This is a genomic window from Streptomyces sp. NPDC043680 (assembly GCF_056436685.1).
On the sequence record NZ_JBWKCE010000032.1, the window covers coordinates 13,322 to 33,267 of the forward strand.

Sequence of the window (19,946 nt, forward strand, 5' to 3'; positions counted from 1 at the left end):
CTCTTCCCGGGTGGGGTGTGAACAGGTGAGCCAGCTCAGTGCCGGACAGGTCCAGCTCCTTGAAAAGCTGCGCAACCGGAAGGCGGAGAAGACACCCACCGCCGAAATCGCCAGGATTGCGCCGGGCACCCGCGTTCCGCTGCTGCCCGCGCAGGCCCGCATCTGGTATTTCACCAAGCGATTTCCGCAGAGCGCCGAATACAACCTGTACAACACGGTGGAACTCGACACCGCCCCCGACCGCGAGCGGCTCACCGCCGCCGTCCGTACGCTGAGCGAGCGCCACGACGCCCTGCGCCTGCGCATCGTCGAGGAGGACGGGGTCCCGCTCCAGGAGGATCCCGGTCCCGCCGAGCCGCCCATCACCTGGCACGACCTGCGCGACCTCAAGGCGGACGAGGCCCGCCGCCGGGCCGCCGAACTCGCCGGCCAGGCCGCCGCGACCCCGCTGCCCACCGACCGGGCCCCGATGTTCCGGTTGCTGGCCCTGCTGCTCCCCGGTGGCGGAGCGAGCCTGGTGCTCGGCTTCCACCACGTGATCATCGACCACTGGTCGGTCACCCAGGTGATGGACGAACTGGCCCGGCTGCTGGACGGCCGCACCCTGCCGCCCACCCCCGGCATCGGCTACCTCGACTACGCGGCCGCACACGCCGCGGACGCCGCCGACGGCCGCCAGGACCGCGACCTGGCCTACTGGACGGACCGCCTCGCCGGTGACCTGCCCGTGCTGGACCTGCCCAAGGACCGGCCCCGCCCGGCCACCGAATCCCGGTCCGGCGCCTTCGTCGCCTTCCGTACCGACCCCGAACTCGCCGCCCGGGTGCGGGACTTCGCGGCCGCCGAGGGCGTCTCCCCCTTCGTGCTGCTCCTCGCCGCCTACAGCGCCTTCCTCTCCCGCCTCACCCGCCAGGACGACGTGGTCGTCGGCTCCCCGCTCGCCGGCCGGGACGACGTGACCGCCGAGCGGATCGTCGGCTGCTTCGTCAAACCGGTCGCCCTGCGCGCCGACCTGAGCGGCGCCCCCGGCTTCCGCGCCCTGGTGCACCAGGTGCGCGACACCGTCCTCGCGGCCCAGGACCACCAGACCGTGCCCTTCGAACGGGTCGTCGCCGCACTCGGGGTCGCCCGTACCCCGGGGGTGAACCCCGTCTTCCAGACCATCTTCGGCGTCCAGGACGGCGTCCGCCTCGACCAGGGCGGCGACCGGTCCCTGGTCCAGGTGGACACCGGGTCGGCCCGCACCGACCTGTCGGTCTCCGTGGACGACGAGGGCGCGGGCGGCGGCTTCAGGGGCCTGTTCGAGTATGCCGCCGACCTGTTCGACCAGGCCACCGTCGAAGGGTTCGCCCGCCTCTACCTGGATCTCCTCGCCACGCTGATCGCCGACCCCGAGATCCCCGTACGCGAGGCCCCGCTGTTCTCCGCCGAGCGCCGGCAGGAGATCCTGCACGGCCTCAACGCCTACCGGAAGCCCGAGTTCGGCTACGCCACCCTCGCCGAACCCTTCGAGGAACAGGCCGCCCGCACGCCCGCCGCCGTCGCCCTCACCGGCGAGGAGGGCGAACTGCGCTACGCCGAGCTCAACGCGTGCGCCAACCGCCTCGCCCATCACCTGCGCGAGCGCGGGGTGCGTCCCGGCGACAAGGTGGCCGTCTGCATGGACCGCTCCTTTGCGATGGTCACCGCGCTCTACGCGGTGGCCAAGACCGGCGCCGCCTACGTCCCCATGGACCCCGAACTCCCCGACGGCCGTATGTCCTTCATGCTGGAGGACACCCGCCCGGAGCTCGTCCTCGCCGACGACCGGGGCGCCACCGCGCTGCCCGACGGCCCCTGGGAGGTGCTGCGGCTCACCGGCCCCGACCGGCCCTGGGACCAGTGCCCGGCCCAGGACCTGCGGATCCGCAGCCGCGGCGACGCCCTCGCCTTCCTGCTCTACACCTCCGGCTCCACCGGCCGCCCCAAGGCCGTGGCCTACCCCGTCGACGGGGCGCTGGCCAACATCTTCTGGCTCCAGGAGGCCTATCCCTTCGGTCCCGGCGACGCCAACATCCTCAAGACCTCCTACGGTTTCGACGTCTCCACCTGGGAGCTGTTCTGGCCGCTCTACTACGGGGCCACCCTCGTCGTGGCCCGCCCCGGCGGCCAGCGCGACCCCGCCCACCTCCTCGAACTGACCGAACGGCACGGGGTCACCACCCTCTTCTTCGTCCCGACGATGATGGAGGTCTTCCTCGACGCCGCCCCGCCCGGCAGCTGCCGCTCGCTGCGCCGCGTCATCATCGGCGGCGAGGAGGTCAAGCCCCGGCTGCGGGACGCCTTCCACGCCCGCTTCGACGCCGACCTCGTCAACTGCTGCGGCCCCACCGAAGCCGGCACCGTGGTCGAGGGCGTGATCCCGCGGGAGTCCGGAGTCCCGGTCGTCCCGCTCGGCCGGCCCTGTGCCAACTTCCGGATCTACGTGCTCGGACCCGACCAGGAGGTCCTGCCGGTCGGCGCACCCGGCGAGATGTACATAGGCGGCGACATCGGCCTCGCGCACGGCTACCACGACCGGCCCGCGCTGACCGCCGACCGCTTCGTCCCCGACCCCTTCGGACCCGTCGGGGCGCGCATGTACCGCACCGGCGACCTGTGCCGGTACCGCCCCGACGGGGTCCTCGAACACCTCGGCCGGATCGACCGCCAGGTCAAGATCCGCGGCCTGCGCATCGAACTGCCCGAGATCGAGGCGGTGCTCCGCGACCACCCGGACGTCAAGGCCTGCGTCGCGCTGGCCCCGCGCTCCCTGGAGGGCCGCATCGCCGCCTTCGTGGTGCCCCGCCCCGGCGCCGATCCCGAGCCCCGGGAACTGGAGCGGCACGCCCGGCACCTGCTCCCGGCCCATATGGTGCCCGCCGCGGTCACCGCCGTGGACCACATCCCGTACACCGTCAACGGCAAGATCGACGAGGCCGCGCTGCTGGACCGCCTGGGGGCCGTCGCCGCCGGCGGCTCCTGCGACCTCGTGCCGCCCGAGGGCGAGACCGAGACCCGGCTCGCGGCGATCTACCGCGAGGTGCTCGGGATCGACGAACTCAGCGTCACCGACGGGTTCTTCGCCCTCGGCGGCCACTCGCTCCTGGTGTTCAAGCTGATCGCCGCCTGCGGCCGGGACCTGGGCGTCCGGCCCACCGTCGGCGACGTGTTCGCCGCCCCGTCGGTGCGCGAGCTCGCCGCCCGCCTCGACGCCGGCGGCGCCGGCCCCCGCGGTGCGGCCGAGGACCCCGTCGTGGCGCTGGTGCGCCCCGAGGGCCGTCCCGTCGTCCTCTTCGTGCACGGAGCCGGGGGCTCCGCCCTGCCCTTCCGGGCCGTCGGCGAGGCGCTCGGGGACGACCACGACGTGTACGCGGTCCAGGCCGTGGACGGACCAGGCGAACCGCCGCGGACCATCGAGGAGATCGCCCGCCGCCACGTGGAGGCCGTCGACGCCGTGCGCGGCCCCCGCCCGCTGCTGCTGGCCGGCTGGTCCGTCGGCGGCTGCATCGCCCTGGAGATGGCCCGTACCTGGCAGGACCGAGGGGCGGACGTGATCGGCACCGTACTGCTGGACACCTGGCTGCCGCCGGCCGCCCTCGCGGAGACCGACCCCGACGCCGCCGAGCAGGCCCGCGCCGCCTTCGCGTCCATGGACCTGCTGGCGGGCGAGGACCGTACCCGCCAGGGCCTCGCCGACCTTCCGGCCGCCGAGACCGACCGGATCGGGGAGCTGCTGGAGCGCCACCGCGCCGCCTTCCTGGGCTACGCGCCCCGCCCCTGCACCGGACCCGTCCACCTGCTGCGTGCGGCCCGGCCCTTCCCCGATCCCCGGATCGACCTGCCCGCCGCCCTGCGCGGCGAGGACCACGGGTGGCGGACCAGGATTTCCGACCTGACCACCCGGGACGTTCCCGGAGACCACTTCACGCTCGTATCGGAAGAGCACGCGGCGGAACTCGCGAAGGAAATTCGCGGCATCGTCGAGGACTCGCTCTCCTTCAACGAAATCTAGAATTCAGGAGCAGCCGTGACAGCCATCGCACTGACCGCAGACGCCCGCACCGCGCTCGACGAGCTCGTCGACCGGGATATCGCCGAGGCCGGGCTCGGCCGGGCGGAAAACCGATTCTTCAGCTTTTCCCGCACCCACGCCACCGAGGACTTCCAGGGCGCCCTCGCCGTCGCCCACCAGTGGCGCGCCATGACCAAGACCTTCATGTACACCACCCTGTCGAGCCTCGGCGTCGTCGCCCACCGGCTCGCCGGACAGGACTCCCCGCCGCGCGACGTCCTGGCCGCCTTCCAGACCATCTTCCGGGTCATCGGCGACGACCTCGACAACCTCGCCCCCGTCTTCGGCGCGGTGGCCCCCAAGGGGCCCGGCGGCGCCCACTACGTGTGGTGGGAGGACGCCATCATCGACCCCGTCTCCGCCCACGTCGACGAGGCCGGCCGGGAGGCCGCCCGCCGGCTCCCCGAGGGCGTGGTGCGGCTGCTGGAGAACATGGAGCGCTTCGCGGGCTCCCCGCTCGGCGCCGCCGTCCAGCTCCGCGTCGTCGAGACCATCGCCCTCGACATCGCCGTCGGCTTCCGCCGCGTCTACGGAAAGCTGGAGACGGCCCCCGGCGAGCGGCTGTTCCCGCAGCCCTCCGACCTCGCCTGGATCGACTCCCACATCAAGGCCGAGACCATGCACGCCGCCCAGGTCAGCGACGACGAGACCGGCATGACCACCCTCCTCACCACCGAGGACGAGGCCCGGGCCTTCCACGAGATGACCCGGGAGTACGCCGCGAGCTGGGCCGGCGCCCTCGACGCCTTCGCCGACTCGCTGGGCCTGCCCGCCGAGCTCCCCGCCGTCCGGGCGGCCTGACCATGGGGTCCCACCGCATCGCCGCCCTGGAGCTCGACGAGGAGCGCCTCGCCGCCGACCTCACCGTCTCCGAGGGGTTCGCGTACAACGACTCGTACGCCGACTTCGTGAGCACCGGCCTGCTGCGCAGCACCATGCTGTGGAACGGCACCGGAACCCTCGACGAGTCCGCCCTCGGCGACTACGAGGGCACCGCCCGGCCCACCCCGCACGGCCTCGCCCTGCCCTACATCAGCGAACTGATCGCGACCCTGTTCCGCACCGAACACCTGAAGTTCGCCCGTTTCATGCGGCTGGCCCCCGGCAGCGTGTACGTCCCGCACCGGGACTTCCTTGAGCTGAAGGAGGACATGCTCCGCATCCACCTGCCGGTGCAGACCGACGACAACGTCTACGCCTCCGAGGAGAACACCGTCTTCCGGATGCGCCGCGGGGAGCTGTGGCGGCTGGACGCCACCCGCACCCACTCCGTCGGCTCCTTCTCCGACGCCGACCGGGTCCACATCATCTGCGACTTCACCGCCGAGCACGTGGAGCAGGTGCTCGCCGTGGACGTCACCCCGGACCCGGACATCCCGGAGGCCAACATCGCGGCCCGCCCTCCGCTCGGAGACGCCGGTCGGCAGGCCCTGATCGGGCTCGGCGGGGTCCTCGACGCCCGCAACTACCAGGACATCCAGACCCTGCTGATCAAGCAGCACTTCCTCACCGACGTCTCCGGCGACGAGGTCTTCACCCTGCTCAAGGAGATCGCCGCGGCCGGCGGCCACGAGGAGCTCCTCAAGCGCGCGACCCGCCACGAGGAGTACTGCATGGTCCGCAGGTGATCCGGCCGCGAACCGGCCGGACCCGGCGCACCAGACCCGCGCACCCACAGCACACCCACGGCACGTGCCACACGCGCACCATTGCGCACCACGTGCACCACGCGCATGCACCGAAGCGAACCGAAGGGGGCCGCATCCCGTGCGGTGGAACGGAATCCATGTGAATGCCTGCGCGGCCGTCCTCGGCCGCCGCGAAGAGACCCGCACCGCGGTGGCCGAGGGCCGCTACGACGAGGCGGAGGCCGCCGCCGACGGCTTCCTGTCGATCAGCGTGGCCGAGGGGACCCCGCCCGTCGAACTCGCCGTGCAGGCCGCCGACCTGGCGATGTCCCGCGCCACGGTGACGGCCCCGCAGATCGACCTCGTCGTCCACTCCAGCTGCAACCACCAGGGCTTGGACCACTTCGCCCCGGCCTCCTACGTCCAGGGCCGCACGGTCGGCGGACGGGCGGCCGCGGTCGAGGTCAAGCAGTACTCCAACGGCGGGCTGGCCGCCCTGGAGATCGCCGCGGCCTACCTGACCGCGCGCTCGGAGGACTCTGCCGCACTGTTGACCACCAGCGACGTGTTCGCGCTGCCCGGGTTCGACCGCTACCGCTCCGACAAGGGCGTGGTCTTCGGCGACGGCGGCACCGGCCTGGTGCTCTCCCGGCGCGGCGGCGTCGCCCGGCTGCTGTCCACGGCGGTCATCAGCGACGGCACGTACGGCGCGGTCTACCTCGGCAACGCTCCCTTCGAGGAGGAGGCCGCGGTGGCCGAGGACGGTCCGGTCGACCTGCGCGGCCGCCGCGATGCCTACCTGGAGGAGAACGGCGAACTCCTCCTGAAGATCGTCCAGTCGCTCACCGAGCGGCAGCAGGAGAGCGTCACCGTCGCCCTCGCCGACGCCGGCCTCACGGCCGCCGACATCGACCGCTGGGTGCTCACCAACGTCGGACGGACCCTGGACGACGTCGACTTCCGTGCGACGTTCGGCATAGAGGACGACCGCACCCTGTGGGAATGGGGCCGCCGGGTCGGCCACATCGGCGCCGCCGACCAGATCGCGGGCCTCACCCACCTGCTGGAGACCGGCGCGGTCCGGCCCGGCGACCGGGTCGCCCTCTGCGGCATCGGCATGGGCTTCACCTACGCCTGCGCCGTCGTGGAGATCCTCGACCAGCCCGAGTGGACCCCGGCCGGGGCGTCATGACCGCCGCTACGCCGCCGACCCCGGCGGTGCCGCACCCGCCTACCTCGCCGATCCCGCCGACCCCGCTCCCGGATGAGGAACTGCTGCGGCGGATCACCGCCCTGCGGGACGGTCCCGGCCACACCGACCGGGACCTGGCCGCCGCGCTCGGAGCCGCCGAGGACCCGCTGCTGCTCGCCGAAGCGGGCCGACTGCTGGAGGGCGTCACCGCCGACCGCTTGTCGCCCGCCCCGGTACGCCGCCCCCGCCCGCTGCGGATCGCCGTCGCCGCCACCTTCACCGCCGCCGACGTCGTGCCGCTGCTGCGGGCCGCCCTGCTCGCCGCCGGCCTCGACACCGAGATCCACACCTGCCCGTACGACCGGCTCGTCCTGGAACTCACCGACCCCCACTCGGAACTGGCGGCCTTCCGGCCCGAGGCCGCCCTCTGCCTGCTCGACGCGGCCGCCCTGCTGCCCCGCGACTGGGACCCCTCCCGCCTCGACGACCTCGCCGGGACCGTCCGCGGCCGGGCCGAGACCCTCGCCGGTGCGGCCGCCGGATTCGCCGCCCGCACCGGAGCGGCCGTCCTGCTGCACACCGTGCCGCTGCCCCGCCCCGACCGGGCCGCCGTGGTCAGCCACCGCGGGGCCGCCGCACTCGGCCGGCTCTGGCGCGAGGCCAACATCGCCCTGCTCGCCGCCGGGGAGACCTGCGACGGGCTCTACACCCTCGACCTGGAAGCCGCCCTGGCCGATGCGCCCGGGCCCGTACGCGACGAACGCCGCTACCGCTTCGGCCGGATGTCCTGGACACCGCAGACCGAACTGGCGTACGCCCGGGAGGCCGCAGGCTTCTGCCGGGCCGTGGCCGGGCTCGGCCGCAAGGTCCTCGTCCTCGACCTCGACAACACCCTGTGGGGCGGGGTCCTCGGGGACGACGGACCCGCCGGGATCGAACTCGGCACCCTCTACCCGGGCGACTGCTACACCGACCTCCAGCACCGCGCGCTCGCACTGCGCCGCCAGGGCGTCCTGCTCGCGGTCTGCTCTAAGAACGAACAGGCACTCGTCGACGAGGTGCTGGCCGGCCACCCGGACATGGTGCTGCGCCCCGAGGACTTCGTCGCCGTGCTCGCCGACTGGGAGCGCAAGGGCCTGCGCATCGCGGCCCTGGCCGAGGAACTCGGACTGACCCCGGAGGCGTTCGTCTTCGCCGACGACAGCGCCTTCGAATGCGGCATGGTCCGCGAGGGCCTGCCCGCCGCGGCCGTGGTCCACCTCGACGGCGACCCCGCCGGACACTCCCTGAAGCTCCTCGCCCCGGCCCACTTCACCCAGCTCGGAGCCACCGCCACCGACGCCGAACGCACCGCCCTGTACCGCGACCGCCGGGCTCGCACCCGGCTGCGCACCGAGCACGCCTCGGCGGAGGACTACCTGCGCGACCTCGGCATACGGGTCACCATCGGCGAGGCGGACGCCTTCAGCCTGCCTCGCCTGGTCCAACTCGAACTGCGCACCAACCAGTTCAACCTGACCGGGCGCGTCCACGGCGATGCCGCCACCCGCCGGCTCGCCGAGTCGCCCGAGCACCTGGTCCTCGCGGTGGACGTCGCCGACCGGTTCGGCTCCGAGGGCATCGTCGGCGGCGTCTGGCTGGACCGGGGAACCGACCGCTGGGTGATCCGCAACCTCGTGCTCAGCTGCCGCGTCCTGTCCCGCGGCGTCGAGCAGGCCGTCCTGCAGTACGCGGCCGAGCGGGCACGCGCGGCCGGCGCCCCGCTCCTGGAAGGCCTCCACACCCCCACCGGCCGCAACCGGCCCGCCGCCGGCCTGTACCCCTCCGCCGGGTTCGACCTCACCGACGACGGCCCCGGGCCCGACGGGACCCTGCGCTACCTGGCCCGCCCGGAGGCGCTCGCCGCCCTCGCCCCGGACTGGATCACCCTCGACAGCAAGGAGGCACCGCACCATGTCTGAACAGCCCGCCCCCGTCCTGATGGACACCCTGCGCCCGCTGGTCGCCCGGGTCGCCCACCACCCCGTGGAGCAGCTGGCCGCGGACACCGCCTTCACCTCCCTCGGCCGCTGGGGCAGCCTCGCCGCCATGCGGCTGCTCGCCACCGTCGAGCAGACGTACGGCGTCCAGCTCGACCTGCGGGCCTACATGCGGCTCGCCACCGTCGGTGAACTGGCAGTGGAGATCGACCGGCTCCGCACCCCGGAACCCCGGCGGGAGCAGGCCGCACCCGCCCCGGCCGGGTGAGCGACCCGTGATCCTCGGGCTCGACCACGTCGGCCTGGCCACCGCCGATCCCGGCCCGGCCGGCGCCCAACTGGCCGCCCTCGGACTGGCCCGCACGGACCGCGGAACCGCCGAGGCCTACGGCGTGGCCTGCGAGTTCTGGAGCCTGCCCGGCGCGGACCCCGCACCGGCCGTCGAACTGGTCTCCCCGGTCCGCGACGGCTCGGCGGTCGACGGCCGGCTGCGCGGGCAGGGGCCCGGCCTCTACCACCTCGCCTTCACCGTGGACGACCTGGAGCAGGAACGCGACCGGCTGCGGACCGAGGGATTCCTCTCGCTCGACGCCCGGCCCTGCCGCGGAGCCCGGCCCGGGATGCGCGTCTCCTTCCTCTACCTGCCCGACCCCGCCGAGCTGCTGATCGAGCTCGTGCACTACTCGCCCGCAGGCTGAACCACCGTCGTCACCCGCCGTTCGCCCGCACCGCACAGGCTCGCCGCGGCGACCCCGTCGCAACCGGTCCGTCCGGACCCCGGGCGGCCCGTCCCCGTACCGCGCCGTACGACCCACAAGGGAGTGACCCATGAGCACCGCCCAGACGCCCGCCCCCCGCCCCCGCACGCAGCGCCCGCGCCGCTACCTGATGTGCCGCCCCGCGCACTTCGAGGTGGTCTACGCGATCAACCCGTGGATGGACCCCGACAAGCCGGTGGACGCCGCCCTCGCCGTCCTCCAGTGGGAGCGGCTGCGCGAGCTCTACCGCGACCTCGGGCACACCGTCGACCTGATCGACCCCGTCCCGGGCCTGCCCGACATGGTGTACGCCGCCAACGGCGCCACCGTCGTCGACGGCCGGGTCCTCGGCGCCCGCTTCCGCAACGCCGAGCGCTTCCCCGAGGGGGCCGCGTACCTGGACTGGTTCCGCTCCCAGGGCTTCCCCGAAGTCCACGACCCGGAGTTCGTCAACGAGGGAGAGGGCGACTTCCTGGTCACCGCGAGCTTCGTGCTCGCCGGCTACGGCTTCCGCAGCGACCAGCGCAGCCACCAGGAGGCGGAGGCCTTCTTCGGACGGCCCGTCATCAGCCTGGAACTCGTCGACCCGCGCTACTACCACCTCGACACGGCCCTGGCGGTCCTCGACGGCGACGAGATCATGTACCACCCGGAGGCCTTCGCCCCCGGCAGCCGCGCCCTGCTGGAAACGCTGTTCCCCGAGGCGCTGAAGGTCTCCGCCGAGGACGCGGCCGTCTTCGGACTGAACGCCGTCAGCGACGGCCTCAACGTGGTGCTCCCCGAGGCCGCCGAGGGCCTGGCCGCCGAGCTGCGGGCGCGCGGCTTCCGCCCCCTCGGCATGGACCTGTCCGAACTCCTCAAGGGCGGCGGCAGCGTCAAGTGCTGCACCCTCGAAATCCGGCCATGAGGACCCCCACTGCCCGCACCACGGCCGCCCGCAGCACGCCCGCGCACCCGGACGACGAGAAGGAAACCCCACTCATGGATGTCATGACGGCGATACTCACCCGGCGCAGCGAGCAGGTCCTCGACGGGCCCTCGCCCAGCGACGACGAATTCACCTACCTCGTCCAGGGCGCGAGCTCCGCCCCCGACCACGGCCGGCTGCGGCCCTGGCGCTGGGTGCTGCTGCGCGGCGACGACCGCGACGTCCTCGGCCGCGCCCTCGCCGACGAGGACGGCGCGGACGAGACCGCGGCCCGGCAGCTGACGGCCAAGCTGCGCCGGGCCCCGCTGACCGCAGCCCTGGTCTTCTCCCCGCACACGGGCCACCGGGTCCCGGAGTGGGAGCAGCTCGCCGCCGCCAGCTGCATGGCGCACTCCCTGATGCTCCTGCTGCACGCCCGCGGCTACGGCAGCATCTGGCGCACCGGCCGGCTGGCCCGTTCCGCCGCCGCCTGCGCCGTCCTCGGCCTGCGGGAGGACGAACAGCTGCTCGGCTCCCTGGACATCGGCACCCCGGACCCGGCGAACGTCCGTACCCGCCGACCCCTGGAGGACGTCAGCGCCCGCATCAGCCGCTTCCGCGAGCCGGTCCCGTACGCGGGCGCCCCGGTCGCGGCCGGCAGCCGCGCGGCCTGAGCGGCGGAGCGCGGACATGACCGCTGCCGCCGTACCGGCGCCGGCGCCCGTACGCGCCCCCGCGCCGACCGGACTCCTGGTGCCGCGGCCGCTGCCGGCGGGCGACGGGCCGCTGCCGGGCCGGCCGGTCGCGCCGCCGCCCGGAGCGCCGCCGCAGCTGTGGCTGCTGCGGGCGTCGGAGCAGCCGCTGCGCCCGGACTCGGCCACCCCGCTGCGGGGCGAAGAGGCCGCCCGCCGCGCCCGGTTCGTCCATCCGCGCGACCGCCACCGGTACACGGCGGGACGCCTGGGGCTGCGCCGACTGCTCGGCGCGTACCTGGGACAGGAACCGGACGAGGTGGTGCTCGTCCGCCAGCCCTGCACGGTGTGCGGCGGCCCCTCCGGGCGCCCCGCACCGGCCGTGCCGGGCCTGCACTTCTCGCTCTCCCGCAGCGCGGACCTGGTGCTGTACGCGGTCGGCCGGACGCCGGTGGGCGTCGACGTCGAGGCGTCGTCGCCCACCGACGTGGACGACGCGGTACGGGACCTGCTGCACCCGCAGGAGCGGGCGGAGCTCGACGCACTGGAGCCGGCCGCGCGCCGGGAGGCGTTCCTGCGCTGCTGGACGAGGAAGGAGGCGTACCTCAAGGGCATCGGGGCCGGACTCGCCCACGGCATCGATGGGAACTACCTCGGCACCGGCGCCTTCCCGCCGTCCCGGCCGCCCGCGGCCGGGTGGACCGTGCTCGACGTGGACGCGGGGGAGGGCGGCCACGCGGCAGTGGCATTTTCGGCCACGCTATACCACATAGCGGACGGGCAGTAGTACTGTCTGCCGAATTCGGCGTCCCACGGTCACCAGCTTCCCCGTGACCGGTGCTCCGCACCCCTGAGCCCACGTGGGGCGCCCACGGGCCCACCCCCTGTGGAAGGAGCAGATCTTGCTGGAAGCACTCGGTCTGGGACCGGCGGTCGAAGCCGTGTACCGACTGTTACTCGCCCAGCCGGAATGGGGCGTCCAGCAGGTGGCGGGGCACCTGGGCCTCTCCGAATCGGCGGTCCGCGCCGCCCTGGACGAACTGGCCGATCTCCACCTGCTCCAGCCGAGCAGGGCGGAGGGGGAGTTCCTGACGGTCAGCCCGGAAGTCGGCCTGGGTGTGCTGTTGAACCGCAATGAGCTGGAACTCAGTGCCAAGCAGCGGCAGTTGGAGGAGGCCCGGGCCTCCGTGGCGGCGCTCGTCAGCCAGTTCAGCAGTCGGCAGCACGCTCCGGAGGTGGTCCAGCAGCTGTTCGGACTGGAGACGGTGCGCCGACGGCTGGAGCAGCTCGCCGAGACCGCCCGGACCGAGTGCCTGTCCTTCTTCCCCGGGGGTGCGCAGAAGCCCGACGTCATGGAGTCGAGCAAGCCGCTGGACCAGATGGCGCTGGAGCGGGGGGTGGTCCTGCGCACCCTCTATCAGGACAGCTTCCGCAAGGATCCGGACACGTTCGAATACGTGCGCTGGCTGTCCTCGCTGGGCGGCGAGACCCGGACGGTGCCCACCCTGCCCATGCTGATGGTCATCGTCGACCGCGAGGTCGCCCTGGTCCCCATCGACCCCGAGGACGGCCGCCAGGGCGCCCTGGAGATCCGCAGCAGGGGCGTGGTGGAGGCCTTGCGCGTCCTCTTCACCCGGTTCTGGGACTCCGGCCTGCCCTGGCACGAACAGGACAACCCCGACAGCACGGGCCTGTCCCGCCGCGAGCGCGAACTCCTCTACCTGCTGGCCAGCGGACACACCGACGAGGCCATAGGGAAGAAGCTCGGTCTCTCCCTGCGGACGGTACGGCGCACCGCGTCCGGCCTGATCGGCCGCCTCGGGGCCCGCAGCCGCTTCGAGGCGGGAGTCCTGGCGGCCCGCGCCGGCTGGCTCTCCTGAACGAGGCATACCCGGTGGTCAACGAGGCATACCCGGTGGTCAAGGACGGGCGCCGGAAAGAAGGTCGTGGAGGGTCGCCTTTCGGCCGGCCCAGAGCAGCAGGGCGCTCCTGTCGATGGTCGGGATCCGGTGGCGCTGCGCGAAGGAGCGGGCGTCCTTCGTGAAACCGCCGTTGGTCACGACCAACGCCGCCGTGGCACCGTGTTCCGCCAGGGCCGTTCCGTTCACCTGGTACATGGTGGGTGCGCCGACGTTGCTGCTTCTGCCGGTGCTGGTGTGCTTGCACTGGACGGCGACGTAGACGCCTTCCCGGTCCACGGCGAGGACGTCCGCCGCGCGGTCATTGGCGTGTCCACCGCGCCGCACGATGCCCCAGCCGCTGTATTCGAGGAGCGACGCCACGAACAGCTCGAAGTCGGCCGGCGTGAGCGCGTCGATCTGGTCGGCGGTCAACAGGAGCGAGTCGTGGGTGGGAAAGCGGAACCCGGTCGGCACCAAGGCACGCGGCGCAGTGTCCGCCTGGCCGCGGAGCCGGTCGAATTCCCCGGGGTCGGGGACGAGGAAGAAATGGGCGTGGTCGAGGTAGACCGGAGCCCGGCTGATGGCGTGGAGCCGGTAACCACGGGTGAGGGAAGTGCACTCGTGTACGACGTGCGGCCGGCCGTCCGGCCCCAGGATGTGGTCCCCCTTCGACAGGGCGACCAGGGTCACGGGCCTGGGGACGAGCCCGGGGATGCAGGTGGTGGTGTCGCCCGTGAGGTGCCAGGCCAAGGGCCAGCCGTGCTGCGAGCCCAACGTGACGAAGCGATGCCGACCGCGGATCAGGGGTCTGCCGCACAGCGAGCAGTCTGCGGTGAACTTCTTCTGCGGCGCCTTCGGATCGTCCGTGACGGGTTTGACGCCGGAGTGGAAGGCGGCTGGTATGTCGGACACGAATTTCCCAGGAATTGAAGAGAGGCATCGACAGGTGCACCTGCCGGCGTGACTACGGGGAGGGGTCGGGCTCTCAGTCCCACCAGAAGGTCCAGCTGTCCTTGTGGACCAGCTCCTTGGCGTACGCCTCCAGCCCCCCGGCGCCGCCCTGCAGGACGTTGTCCGGGCAGAACGCCAGGTGCTCCGCCGCGATCCGCTCGGCCAGGGCGGGAGTGGTGGGCGGCATGGCCACGGACACGGTGAGGACGTCGAATCCCAGGCCGACGACGCGTATGCCGAAGCGCTCCTCCCACGAGCGCAGGACCGCACACAGGCGCGCGGTGTCGGTCTCGTGGTTCAACGGGCCCGCCCAGCCGATCGCCGCCGGGATGTCGGCACTGCGGCGGGCGGGTACGAGCGCGAGATGCGGATCCTGGAACCAGGAGGAGCGCGCGGCGCTCAGCGCATCCGCGGTCCGGGCCGCCCGCACCTCCGGCGTAGCGGTGGCGACGGCCGCCCCGCCCTCGGCGAGTCCCGGCCAGTCCTCGCCTTCCGCCGCGTACTCCTGCCAGTGCTCGGCGAGCACCTCGTCGGGTTCGTGATCCCCCGGGTACGACATCTCGCCGGGCATCAACTCCCAGTCCTCCGGGCCGCCCTGCGACCCCCCGAGATCCACGAGCACGGGCAGCAGCCCGGCCCGCGCCGCCGGAACGCCCAGCCTCAACCAGGCTCCCGGAGAGGCCGGCTTGTCGGCACGCCACAGCAGGGGCTCGTGCCATGGCCTGTCCTCGGTCGCGTCTATGAGGCGCCCGGGGGGCAGCTGAAGACCGAGGGACCGGCCGCTCGGGTCGGTGGCCAGCCTGGGCAGAGGGTTGGGAAGTGTCGCCATGTCAAAGACCGTAAGGGCAGCCACTGACAACGGCGTGACGACGGTCGGCCCTCCGGAAGGGGCGGGAGTGCCGCGGTGGCGGGGCTACCTTCCGCCGGAGGCGGTCAGTGCGTGCAGCCGGGCCCGCAGGCCGGTCAGCCGGATGCGCAGTCGTTGCGGCGGTGTGGGCGGCAGGCTGCGGGACGTGCCGCGCGCGTAGTACCGCTCGACGTAGTACTGGCCCCCGCTCAGCACGGTCGTGACGGCGATGTACCAGAGGGTTGCGACCATCAGCAGCGGGATCACCTGGTAGTTCTGGTTGTAGACCAGCTGTACCGAGTACAGCAGGTCGTGCACGGCCAGCACGCTGACGATGCTGGTGCCCTTGAGCGTGCCGATCAGCATGTTTCCGGCGGTCGGCACGATCGACCGCATCGCCTGGGGAACGACGATCCGGCGCAGGGTACGGCGCCTGCTCAGGCCGAGCGCCTGTGCGGCCTCGGTCTGGCCGGGCTCCACGGAGAGGATGCCGCCGCGCACCACCTCGGCGGCGTACGCGGATTCGTGCAGGGTCAGGCCGATGACCGCGGTGAGGGTCGGGCCGAGCAGGTTCACCGTCTTGATGGCCACGAGCTGGGGGCCGTACGGGATGCCGAGGCCGAGCGTGGGGTACAGGGCGCCGATGTTGAACCAGAACAACAGCTGCACCAGCAGCGGGGTGGACCTGAAGATCCACACGTAACCCCAACTGAGCGTCCGCAGAACGGGGTTGGCGGACAGGCGCATGACCGCCAGCACGGTGCCGAACAGGAAGCCGAGCACCATCACCGCGCCGGTCAGCCACAGGGTGAGCAGCAGCCCGTCGAGCACGGCGGCGGTGGTGAAGTACCGCCCCACCACGTCCCATTGAAAGGCTTCGTTGCGGACGACGGAAGTCAGCACCAGCGCGAAGACCAGCAGCGCGGCGGCAGCGGACAGCCGGCGGCCGATGCGACGGCGCGGCACGATCGGTGGCGGCTCGGCCCGGTCGGCCGCCCTGGCGCGGGCGGGGGCGATGACGGCTACGTCAGCGAGATCGGAGACATCGGAGACATCGGGCGGGGTGGCCATGGGAGGCTCTCCAGGGAAGGGGCGCGGGCGGGGATGACCACCCGGCGGCACGGCACGCGGAAACACCGGCACAGGCTCCGCGCGCATGCGGATGCGGTGCTGCCGGGAACGGATATCCGTGTCGTCACGCTCGCCGCGTCCCTCAACGCGGCTGGAGGGGCTGCCGTATGCGCGGAGCCGCTCCGCCGTCGATCGTATGTGCCTACGGCCCGGCCGTGTCAACCACGCGAGGCCCGGCCGGCCGAAGCCGTCCGGCATCCGGGCCGTTGCTTGACGTAGAGCCGCATGTACTGCTCAAGTAGTCGCATGAATGCCCATCAGCGCTTGGTCTCGCGCGGCTACATCGACTTCGGTCGCGTGTGGTCCGCGGCGTGTTGCGCCTGACGCGGCAGTGGGCTGTCTGATCGGCCCTTCCCTCCCTCGGTGACCCCGTCGCGGGCCGAGATCCCCCTTCGCACCACCCCCGGACGCGGGCAGTGAGCCGTACGAGGCATGCTGCCGCGAGCCGGGGCGTGCGCTGTCGCCGTCCCGATTCTCCCGACGTCCCGCGTCGTCACGCCCGCATCCCGTACAGGCGCCTTTGACGGCTCGCCACATCCCGGCTGCCACAGCCGCTGTTCAGGCATGCCCCCCTGCACGATCGCCTCCGCACCCTGCCCCGCAACGGAAAGGCCTTCCCGCTGTGAACCTCCCCGGGAACGGGATCCGCACCCGCCTGCGCACCGCTGCCGCCCTCGCCCTCCTGCCCCTCCTTGCGCTGACCGCCTGCGGCTCCGGTGGCGGAGCCCCGGCCGTGGCGGGTGCCCAGGTCTCCTCCGCACCGGCCGACGACCCCGTCGCCGGCGTACAGACCGTGGACTCGATCGCCGCCCTGCTGCCCCCGGAGGTCCGCAAGGCGGGCACCCTGAGGGTCGGCAGCTCCGTCGGATCCCCTCCCGCGGCGTACTACCCGAACGGGCAGGACAAGCCGCCCGCCGGCCAGGACATCGACATCGCCGACGCGGTGGCCAAGGTCCTCGGCGTGAAACTGGAGCGCCAGGACGCCTCCTTCGAGACGATCCTGCCCGCACTCGGCAGCGGCAAGTACGACTTCGGCACGGGCAACTTCGGTGTCACCACCGAACGCCTGAAGACCATCGACTTCGTCACCTACATCAACGACGGGCAGGGGTTCGCGGTCAAGACGGGCAACACCAAACTGACCACGCAGGTCTCCGACCTCACCCAGCTGTGCGGACTGACCATCGGCACCGGCGCGGGCACGACGTTCGAGAAGACCCTCACAGCGCAGAAGGGTGTCTGCGCCGCGGCCGGCAAGAAGCCGTACGAGGTCAAGATCTTCTCCGAGAGCGGGGCCGTCACCACCGCCCTCCGGCAGGGCCGGATCGACGTCGTCATGTCGACGATCAACGGCCTGCGCCACCAGGCCGCACAGCCCGCCGCGCAGACCTCCTTCCTGGGCGAGTACCACCGCCTCGACGTCGGATTCGCCTTCAAGAAGGGCTCCCCGCTCACCCCCGCCCTCCAGGCCGCCGTCAACGAGCTGATCAGGAACGGCACCTACGCGCGGATCCTGAAGAAGTGGGGCACCACCGCCTCCGCGATCGACGCGTCGCAGATCAACCCGGCGGAGCACACGTGAGGGGTGAGTCCGTGGGTGACGTCATGGTCGAGGTGCGCGGTGTCCACAAGAGCTTCGGGCCACTGGAAGTGCTGCGCGGCGTCGACCTCAAGGTCCGCGCCGGCGAAGTCACCGTGGTCCTCGGCCCCTCCGGCTCGGGGAAGTCCACACTCCTGCGCACCATCAACCACTTGGAGAAGGTCAACCGCGGCTGGATCAGCGTCGACGGCGATCTCGTCGGCTACCGCCGCTCCCGCGGCAAGCTCTACGAGCTGAAGGAGAAGGAAGTTCTGCGGCAGCGCACCCGCATCGGGTTCGTCTTCCAGAACTTCAACCTCTTCCCGCACCTCACCGTGCTGGACAACCTCGTCGAGGCCCCGGTCTCGGTGCTGCGCCGCCCGCGGCAGGAGGCGGAGGCGACGGCCCGCCGGCTGCTGGACCGCGTCGGCCTCGCCGACAAGGCCGACGCCTACCCGCTGCAGCTGTCCGGCGGGCAGCAGCAGCGCGTGGCCATCGCCCGCGCGCTCGCCCTCGAACCCAAGGTACTGCTCTTCGACGAGCCGACCTCGGCACTCGACCCGGAGCTGGTCGGTGAGGTCCTGGACGTCATCAAGGACCTGGCCAGCGCCGGAACCACCATGATCGTCGTGACGCACGAGATCGGCTTCGCCCGCGAGGTCGCCGACACCGTCGTGTTCATGGACGCCGGAGCCGTCGTCGAACAGGGGCCGCCCGCGGCCGTCCTGGACGCCCCGCGGCACGCCCGCACCCGCGCCTTCCTCTCCAAGGTCCTCTGACCGCGCGCGTTCCTCGTCATGCGCGCGTGGGGTGCCGCAGTGGGCAGGCACAGACCGCCTTCGGCCGGCCCGTCGTGGCGGAGCCGTCGTACGGGCCGGGGCGGTCCGGTGGGGCGCGAGCAGGAGTGGTCACGCTCGGGGCCCTCGGCCGCAACACCTTGACGGCGGCCGGCAGGTGGCCGGACGCGAACGCGCCCGGAGTACGGACGTCGGCGACGGTCAGTTCGTGGCGGCGGGAGAACGCCTCGCTCACGCTCAGGGCAGCGGTGTCGTCCCGGCGGCCGCACCGGTGTCCGCGGCCACGCGGAAGCCGATGTTGCCGGTCGAGCTGTCGGGCGTGTTCGAGCTGCGGGCCGCGACGCGGTAGCGGTTGCAGTACGAGTCGTGGCAGAGGTAGGAGCCGCCGCGCATCACGCGGCTGGCGCCGGGTGCGAACCAGTCGGCACACCCTTCCCCTACGTTGCCGACGACGTTGTAGAGTCCGAAGCCGTTGGGGCGGAAGGACTTCGCCGGTGCCGTGCCCTCGTAGCCGTCCTCCGCGGTGTGAGGGCGGGGAAGTCTCCCTGCCAGATGTTGCACATGTGCCGGCCGCCGGGGGTGAGGTCCTCGCCCCACGGGTAGCGCCGCTGCTGGAGCTCGCCGCGGGCCGCGTACTCCCATTCGCCCTCGGCGGGCAGGCGGGTGCCGGACCGGGCGCAGTACGCCTGGGTGTCGTTCCACGAGACGTGGATGACGGGGTGGTTCTGGCGCGCGGTAACGGACGAGCCGGCGCCCTCGGGGTTCCGCCAGCTGGCGCCCGGGACGGCCCGCCACCAGGGGACGGCCGCCACGGGTCGGGAGACGGCGGCGACGTCCTCGGCCAGGAAGCCGCCGAAAACGAAGGAGAAGCCGAAGTGTTCGGCTTCGGTGACGTGGCCGGTGGCTTTGGCGAAGGTGGCGAACTGGGCGTTGGTCACCGTCGTCGGCGCGATGCAGAACGGATCTACGGCGACCTCGCGTACCGGCGCTTCACCGTCGGCTGGGAAGGAGTCCGGGTCGTCGGTGCCCATGAGGAAGTGCCCGCCCGGCAGGTCGGTGAGCCGCCGGGCGGCCCGCTGGGCGGCGGCTGCAGGCGGCCGCGGTGCGAAGGAGAGCGCGACGGTGGCGTCACTGTGTCCGCGGGTGCAGCAGGAAGGTATCGCGGCTCCGTCGGTGCGGTTGACGATGAGCAGAATGTTGGGGCGGGTCGCGGCAACGGTGGGACGGGCGGCCGCCACCTGGGCAGGCCTGTCCGGAGCGGGGTGGCGACGCTCAGTGAGAGGGCTTCCAGCTGCCATGCCGATGAGGTTGGGGCCGGGGGGCGGAGCGGGTCCTTGTACGGCATGTGGAGAGTGCAACTCCGCGTGAACGGATCTCGCCGGGTGACCGACCCCTGATCAGCTCTTGACCTGCAGGCCGCGGGTGCGGAGTACCCGGCGTTCGACGGGGCTGAAGATCAGGAGGTCGATGGCGATGCCGACGAGGAGGATC

16 protein-coding genes and 2 pseudogenes are annotated in these 19,946 nt (G+C 72.6%); 13 read left to right on the forward strand and 5 right to left on the reverse strand.

Annotation, left to right across the window (positions count from 1 at the left end):
* Nucleotides 1–25: 25 nt before the first annotated feature.
* The 11 genes from AC0666_RS33205 to AC0666_RS33255 all read left to right on the forward strand — a co-directional run bounded on the left by AC0666_RS33205 (nucleotide 26) and on the right by AC0666_RS33255 (nucleotide 13,129).
* Nucleotides 26–4,033: a non-ribosomal peptide synthetase gene (locus tag AC0666_RS33205; protein ID WP_468974158.1), complete on the forward strand. Its 4,008-nt coding sequence runs from the start codon at nucleotides 26–28 to the stop codon at nucleotides 4,031–4,033.
* 15 nt (nucleotides 4,034–4,048) lie between these two features.
* Complete coding sequence (locus AC0666_RS33210; RefSeq protein ID WP_468974156.1) at nucleotides 4,049–4,894, forward strand: DUF6202 family protein; 846 nt, start codon at nucleotides 4,049–4,051, stop codon at nucleotides 4,892–4,894.
* Between the two features lie 2 nt (nucleotides 4,895–4,896).
* A complete protein-coding gene (locus AC0666_RS33215; RefSeq protein ID WP_468974154.1) occupies nucleotides 4,897–5,721 on the forward strand; it encodes an aspartyl/asparaginyl beta-hydroxylase domain-containing protein in 825 nt (274 codons plus the stop codon).
* Nucleotides 5,722–5,860: 139 nt separating this feature from the next.
* A complete protein-coding gene (locus AC0666_RS33220) occupies nucleotides 5,861–6,913 on the forward strand; it encodes a ketoacyl-ACP synthase III family protein (protein ID WP_478709029.1) in 1,053 nt (350 codons plus the stop codon).
* On the forward strand, nucleotides 6,910–8,874 hold the full coding sequence (locus AC0666_RS33225) for an HAD-IIIC family phosphatase (protein WP_478709030.1): 1,965 nt from the start codon (nucleotides 6,910–6,912) through the stop codon (nucleotides 8,872–8,874). The genes AC0666_RS33220 and AC0666_RS33225 overlap by 4 nt, the downstream gene beginning before the upstream one ends.
* Nucleotides 8,867–9,160 carry an acyl carrier protein gene (locus AC0666_RS33230; RefSeq protein ID WP_468587570.1) on the forward strand — a complete coding sequence of 98 codons (294 nt, stop codon included), beginning with the start codon at nucleotides 8,867–8,869 and terminating at the stop codon, nucleotides 9,158–9,160. Before AC0666_RS33225 ends, AC0666_RS33230 begins: the two co-directional genes overlap by 8 nt.
* 7 nt (nucleotides 9,161–9,167) lie before the next feature.
* On the forward strand, nucleotides 9,168–9,590 hold the full coding sequence (locus AC0666_RS33235) for a VOC family protein (RefSeq protein WP_468974148.1): 423 nt from the start codon (nucleotides 9,168–9,170) through the stop codon (nucleotides 9,588–9,590).
* A 130-nt stretch (nucleotides 9,591–9,720) separates the two neighbouring features.
* Nucleotides 9,721–10,557, forward strand: coding sequence for a dimethylargininase (gene ddaH, locus AC0666_RS33240; protein ID WP_468974146.1), 837 nt, complete (start codon nucleotides 9,721–9,723; stop codon nucleotides 10,555–10,557).
* Entirely contained in the window at nucleotides 10,554–11,231 is a 678-nt protein-coding gene (locus AC0666_RS33245) for a nitroreductase family protein (RefSeq protein ID WP_468974144.1), read from the forward strand. The genes ddaH and AC0666_RS33245 overlap by 4 nt, the downstream gene beginning before the upstream one ends.
* Nucleotides 11,232–11,247: 16 nt before the next feature.
* Nucleotides 11,248–12,036, forward strand: a complete 789-nt coding sequence (locus tag AC0666_RS33250) for a 4'-phosphopantetheinyl transferase family protein (protein WP_468974142.1) — start codon at nucleotides 11,248–11,250, stop codon at nucleotides 12,034–12,036.
* 115 nt (nucleotides 12,037–12,151) lie between these two features.
* A complete protein-coding gene (locus tag AC0666_RS33255) occupies nucleotides 12,152–13,129 on the forward strand; it encodes a helix-turn-helix transcriptional regulator (RefSeq protein WP_468974140.1) in 978 nt (325 codons plus the stop codon).
* Between the two features lie 39 nt (nucleotides 13,130–13,168).
* Here the strand turns inward: AC0666_RS33255 and AC0666_RS33260 are convergent, their stop codons facing one another.
* The 3 genes from AC0666_RS33260 to AC0666_RS33270 form a co-directional block, all read right to left on the reverse strand.
* Entirely contained in the window at nucleotides 13,169–14,062 is an 894-nt protein-coding gene (locus AC0666_RS33260; protein ID WP_468974138.1) for a restriction endonuclease, read from the reverse strand.
* A gap of 73 nt (nucleotides 14,063–14,135) precedes the next feature.
* Complete coding sequence (locus AC0666_RS33265; protein ID WP_468974136.1) at nucleotides 14,136–14,930, reverse strand: DUF4253 domain-containing protein; 795 nt, start codon at nucleotides 14,928–14,930, stop codon at nucleotides 14,136–14,138.
* A gap of 84 nt (nucleotides 14,931–15,014) precedes the next feature.
* Nucleotides 15,015–16,019 carry an amino acid ABC transporter permease gene (locus AC0666_RS33270; protein WP_468974134.1) on the reverse strand — a complete coding sequence of 335 codons (1,005 nt, stop codon included), beginning with the start codon at nucleotides 16,017–16,019 and terminating at the stop codon, nucleotides 15,015–15,017.
* A 682-nt stretch (nucleotides 16,020–16,701) separates the two neighbouring features.
* On the opposite strand from AC0666_RS33270, the gene AC0666_RS33275 reads away from it, so the two are divergent.
* Complete coding sequence (locus AC0666_RS33275; protein ID WP_468974132.1) at nucleotides 16,702–17,661, forward strand: ABC transporter substrate-binding protein; 960 nt, start codon at nucleotides 16,702–16,704, stop codon at nucleotides 17,659–17,661.
* Nucleotides 17,662–17,684: 23 nt separating this feature from the next.
* Nucleotides 17,685–18,437, forward strand: coding sequence for an amino acid ABC transporter ATP-binding protein (locus tag AC0666_RS33280; RefSeq protein ID WP_468974168.1), 753 nt, complete (start codon nucleotides 17,685–17,687; stop codon nucleotides 18,435–18,437).
* A gap of 255 nt (nucleotides 18,438–18,692) precedes the next feature.
* On the opposite strand, the pseudogene AC0666_RS33285 reads toward AC0666_RS33280, so the two are convergent.
* Nucleotides 18,693–19,753: pseudogene (locus tag AC0666_RS33285) on the reverse strand (formylglycine-generating enzyme family protein).
* A gap of 99 nt (nucleotides 19,754–19,852) precedes the next feature.
* A pseudogene (locus tag AC0666_RS33290) lies at nucleotides 19,853–19,946 on the reverse strand (ABC transporter permease); the annotation flags it as partial.

Excerpts from the sequence above, each read along its gene's own strand:
- AC0666_RS33215 (WP_468974154.1), top strand. The coding sequence starts at position 4,897 with ATGGGGTCCCACCGCATCGCCGCCCTGGAGCTCGACGAGGAGCGCCTC.
- AC0666_RS33225 (WP_478709030.1), top strand. The coding sequence starts at position 6,910 with ATGACCGCCGCTACGCCGCCGACCCCGGCGGTGCCGCACCCGCCTACC.
- AC0666_RS33230 (WP_468587570.1), top strand. The coding sequence starts at position 8,867 with ATGTCTGAACAGCCCGCCCCCGTCCTGATGGACACCCTGCGCCCGCTG.
- ddaH (WP_468974146.1), top strand. The coding sequence starts at position 9,721 with ATGAGCACCGCCCAGACGCCCGCCCCCCGCCCCCGCACGCAGCGCCCG.
- AC0666_RS33270 (WP_468974134.1), bottom strand. The coding sequence starts at position 16,019 with ATGGCCACCCCGCCCGATGTCTCCGATGTCTCCGATCTCGCTGACGTA.
- AC0666_RS33245 (WP_468974144.1), top strand. The coding sequence starts at position 10,554 with ATGAGGACCCCCACTGCCCGCACCACGGCCGCCCGCAGCACGCCCGCG.
- AC0666_RS33280 (WP_468974168.1), top strand. The coding sequence starts at position 17,685 with ATGGTCGAGGTGCGCGGTGTCCACAAGAGCTTCGGGCCACTGGAAGTG.
- AC0666_RS33250 (WP_468974142.1), top strand. The coding sequence starts at position 11,248 with ATGACCGCTGCCGCCGTACCGGCGCCGGCGCCCGTACGCGCCCCCGCG.
- AC0666_RS33265 (WP_468974136.1), bottom strand. The coding sequence starts at position 14,930 with ATGGCGACACTTCCCAACCCTCTGCCCAGGCTGGCCACCGACCCGAGC.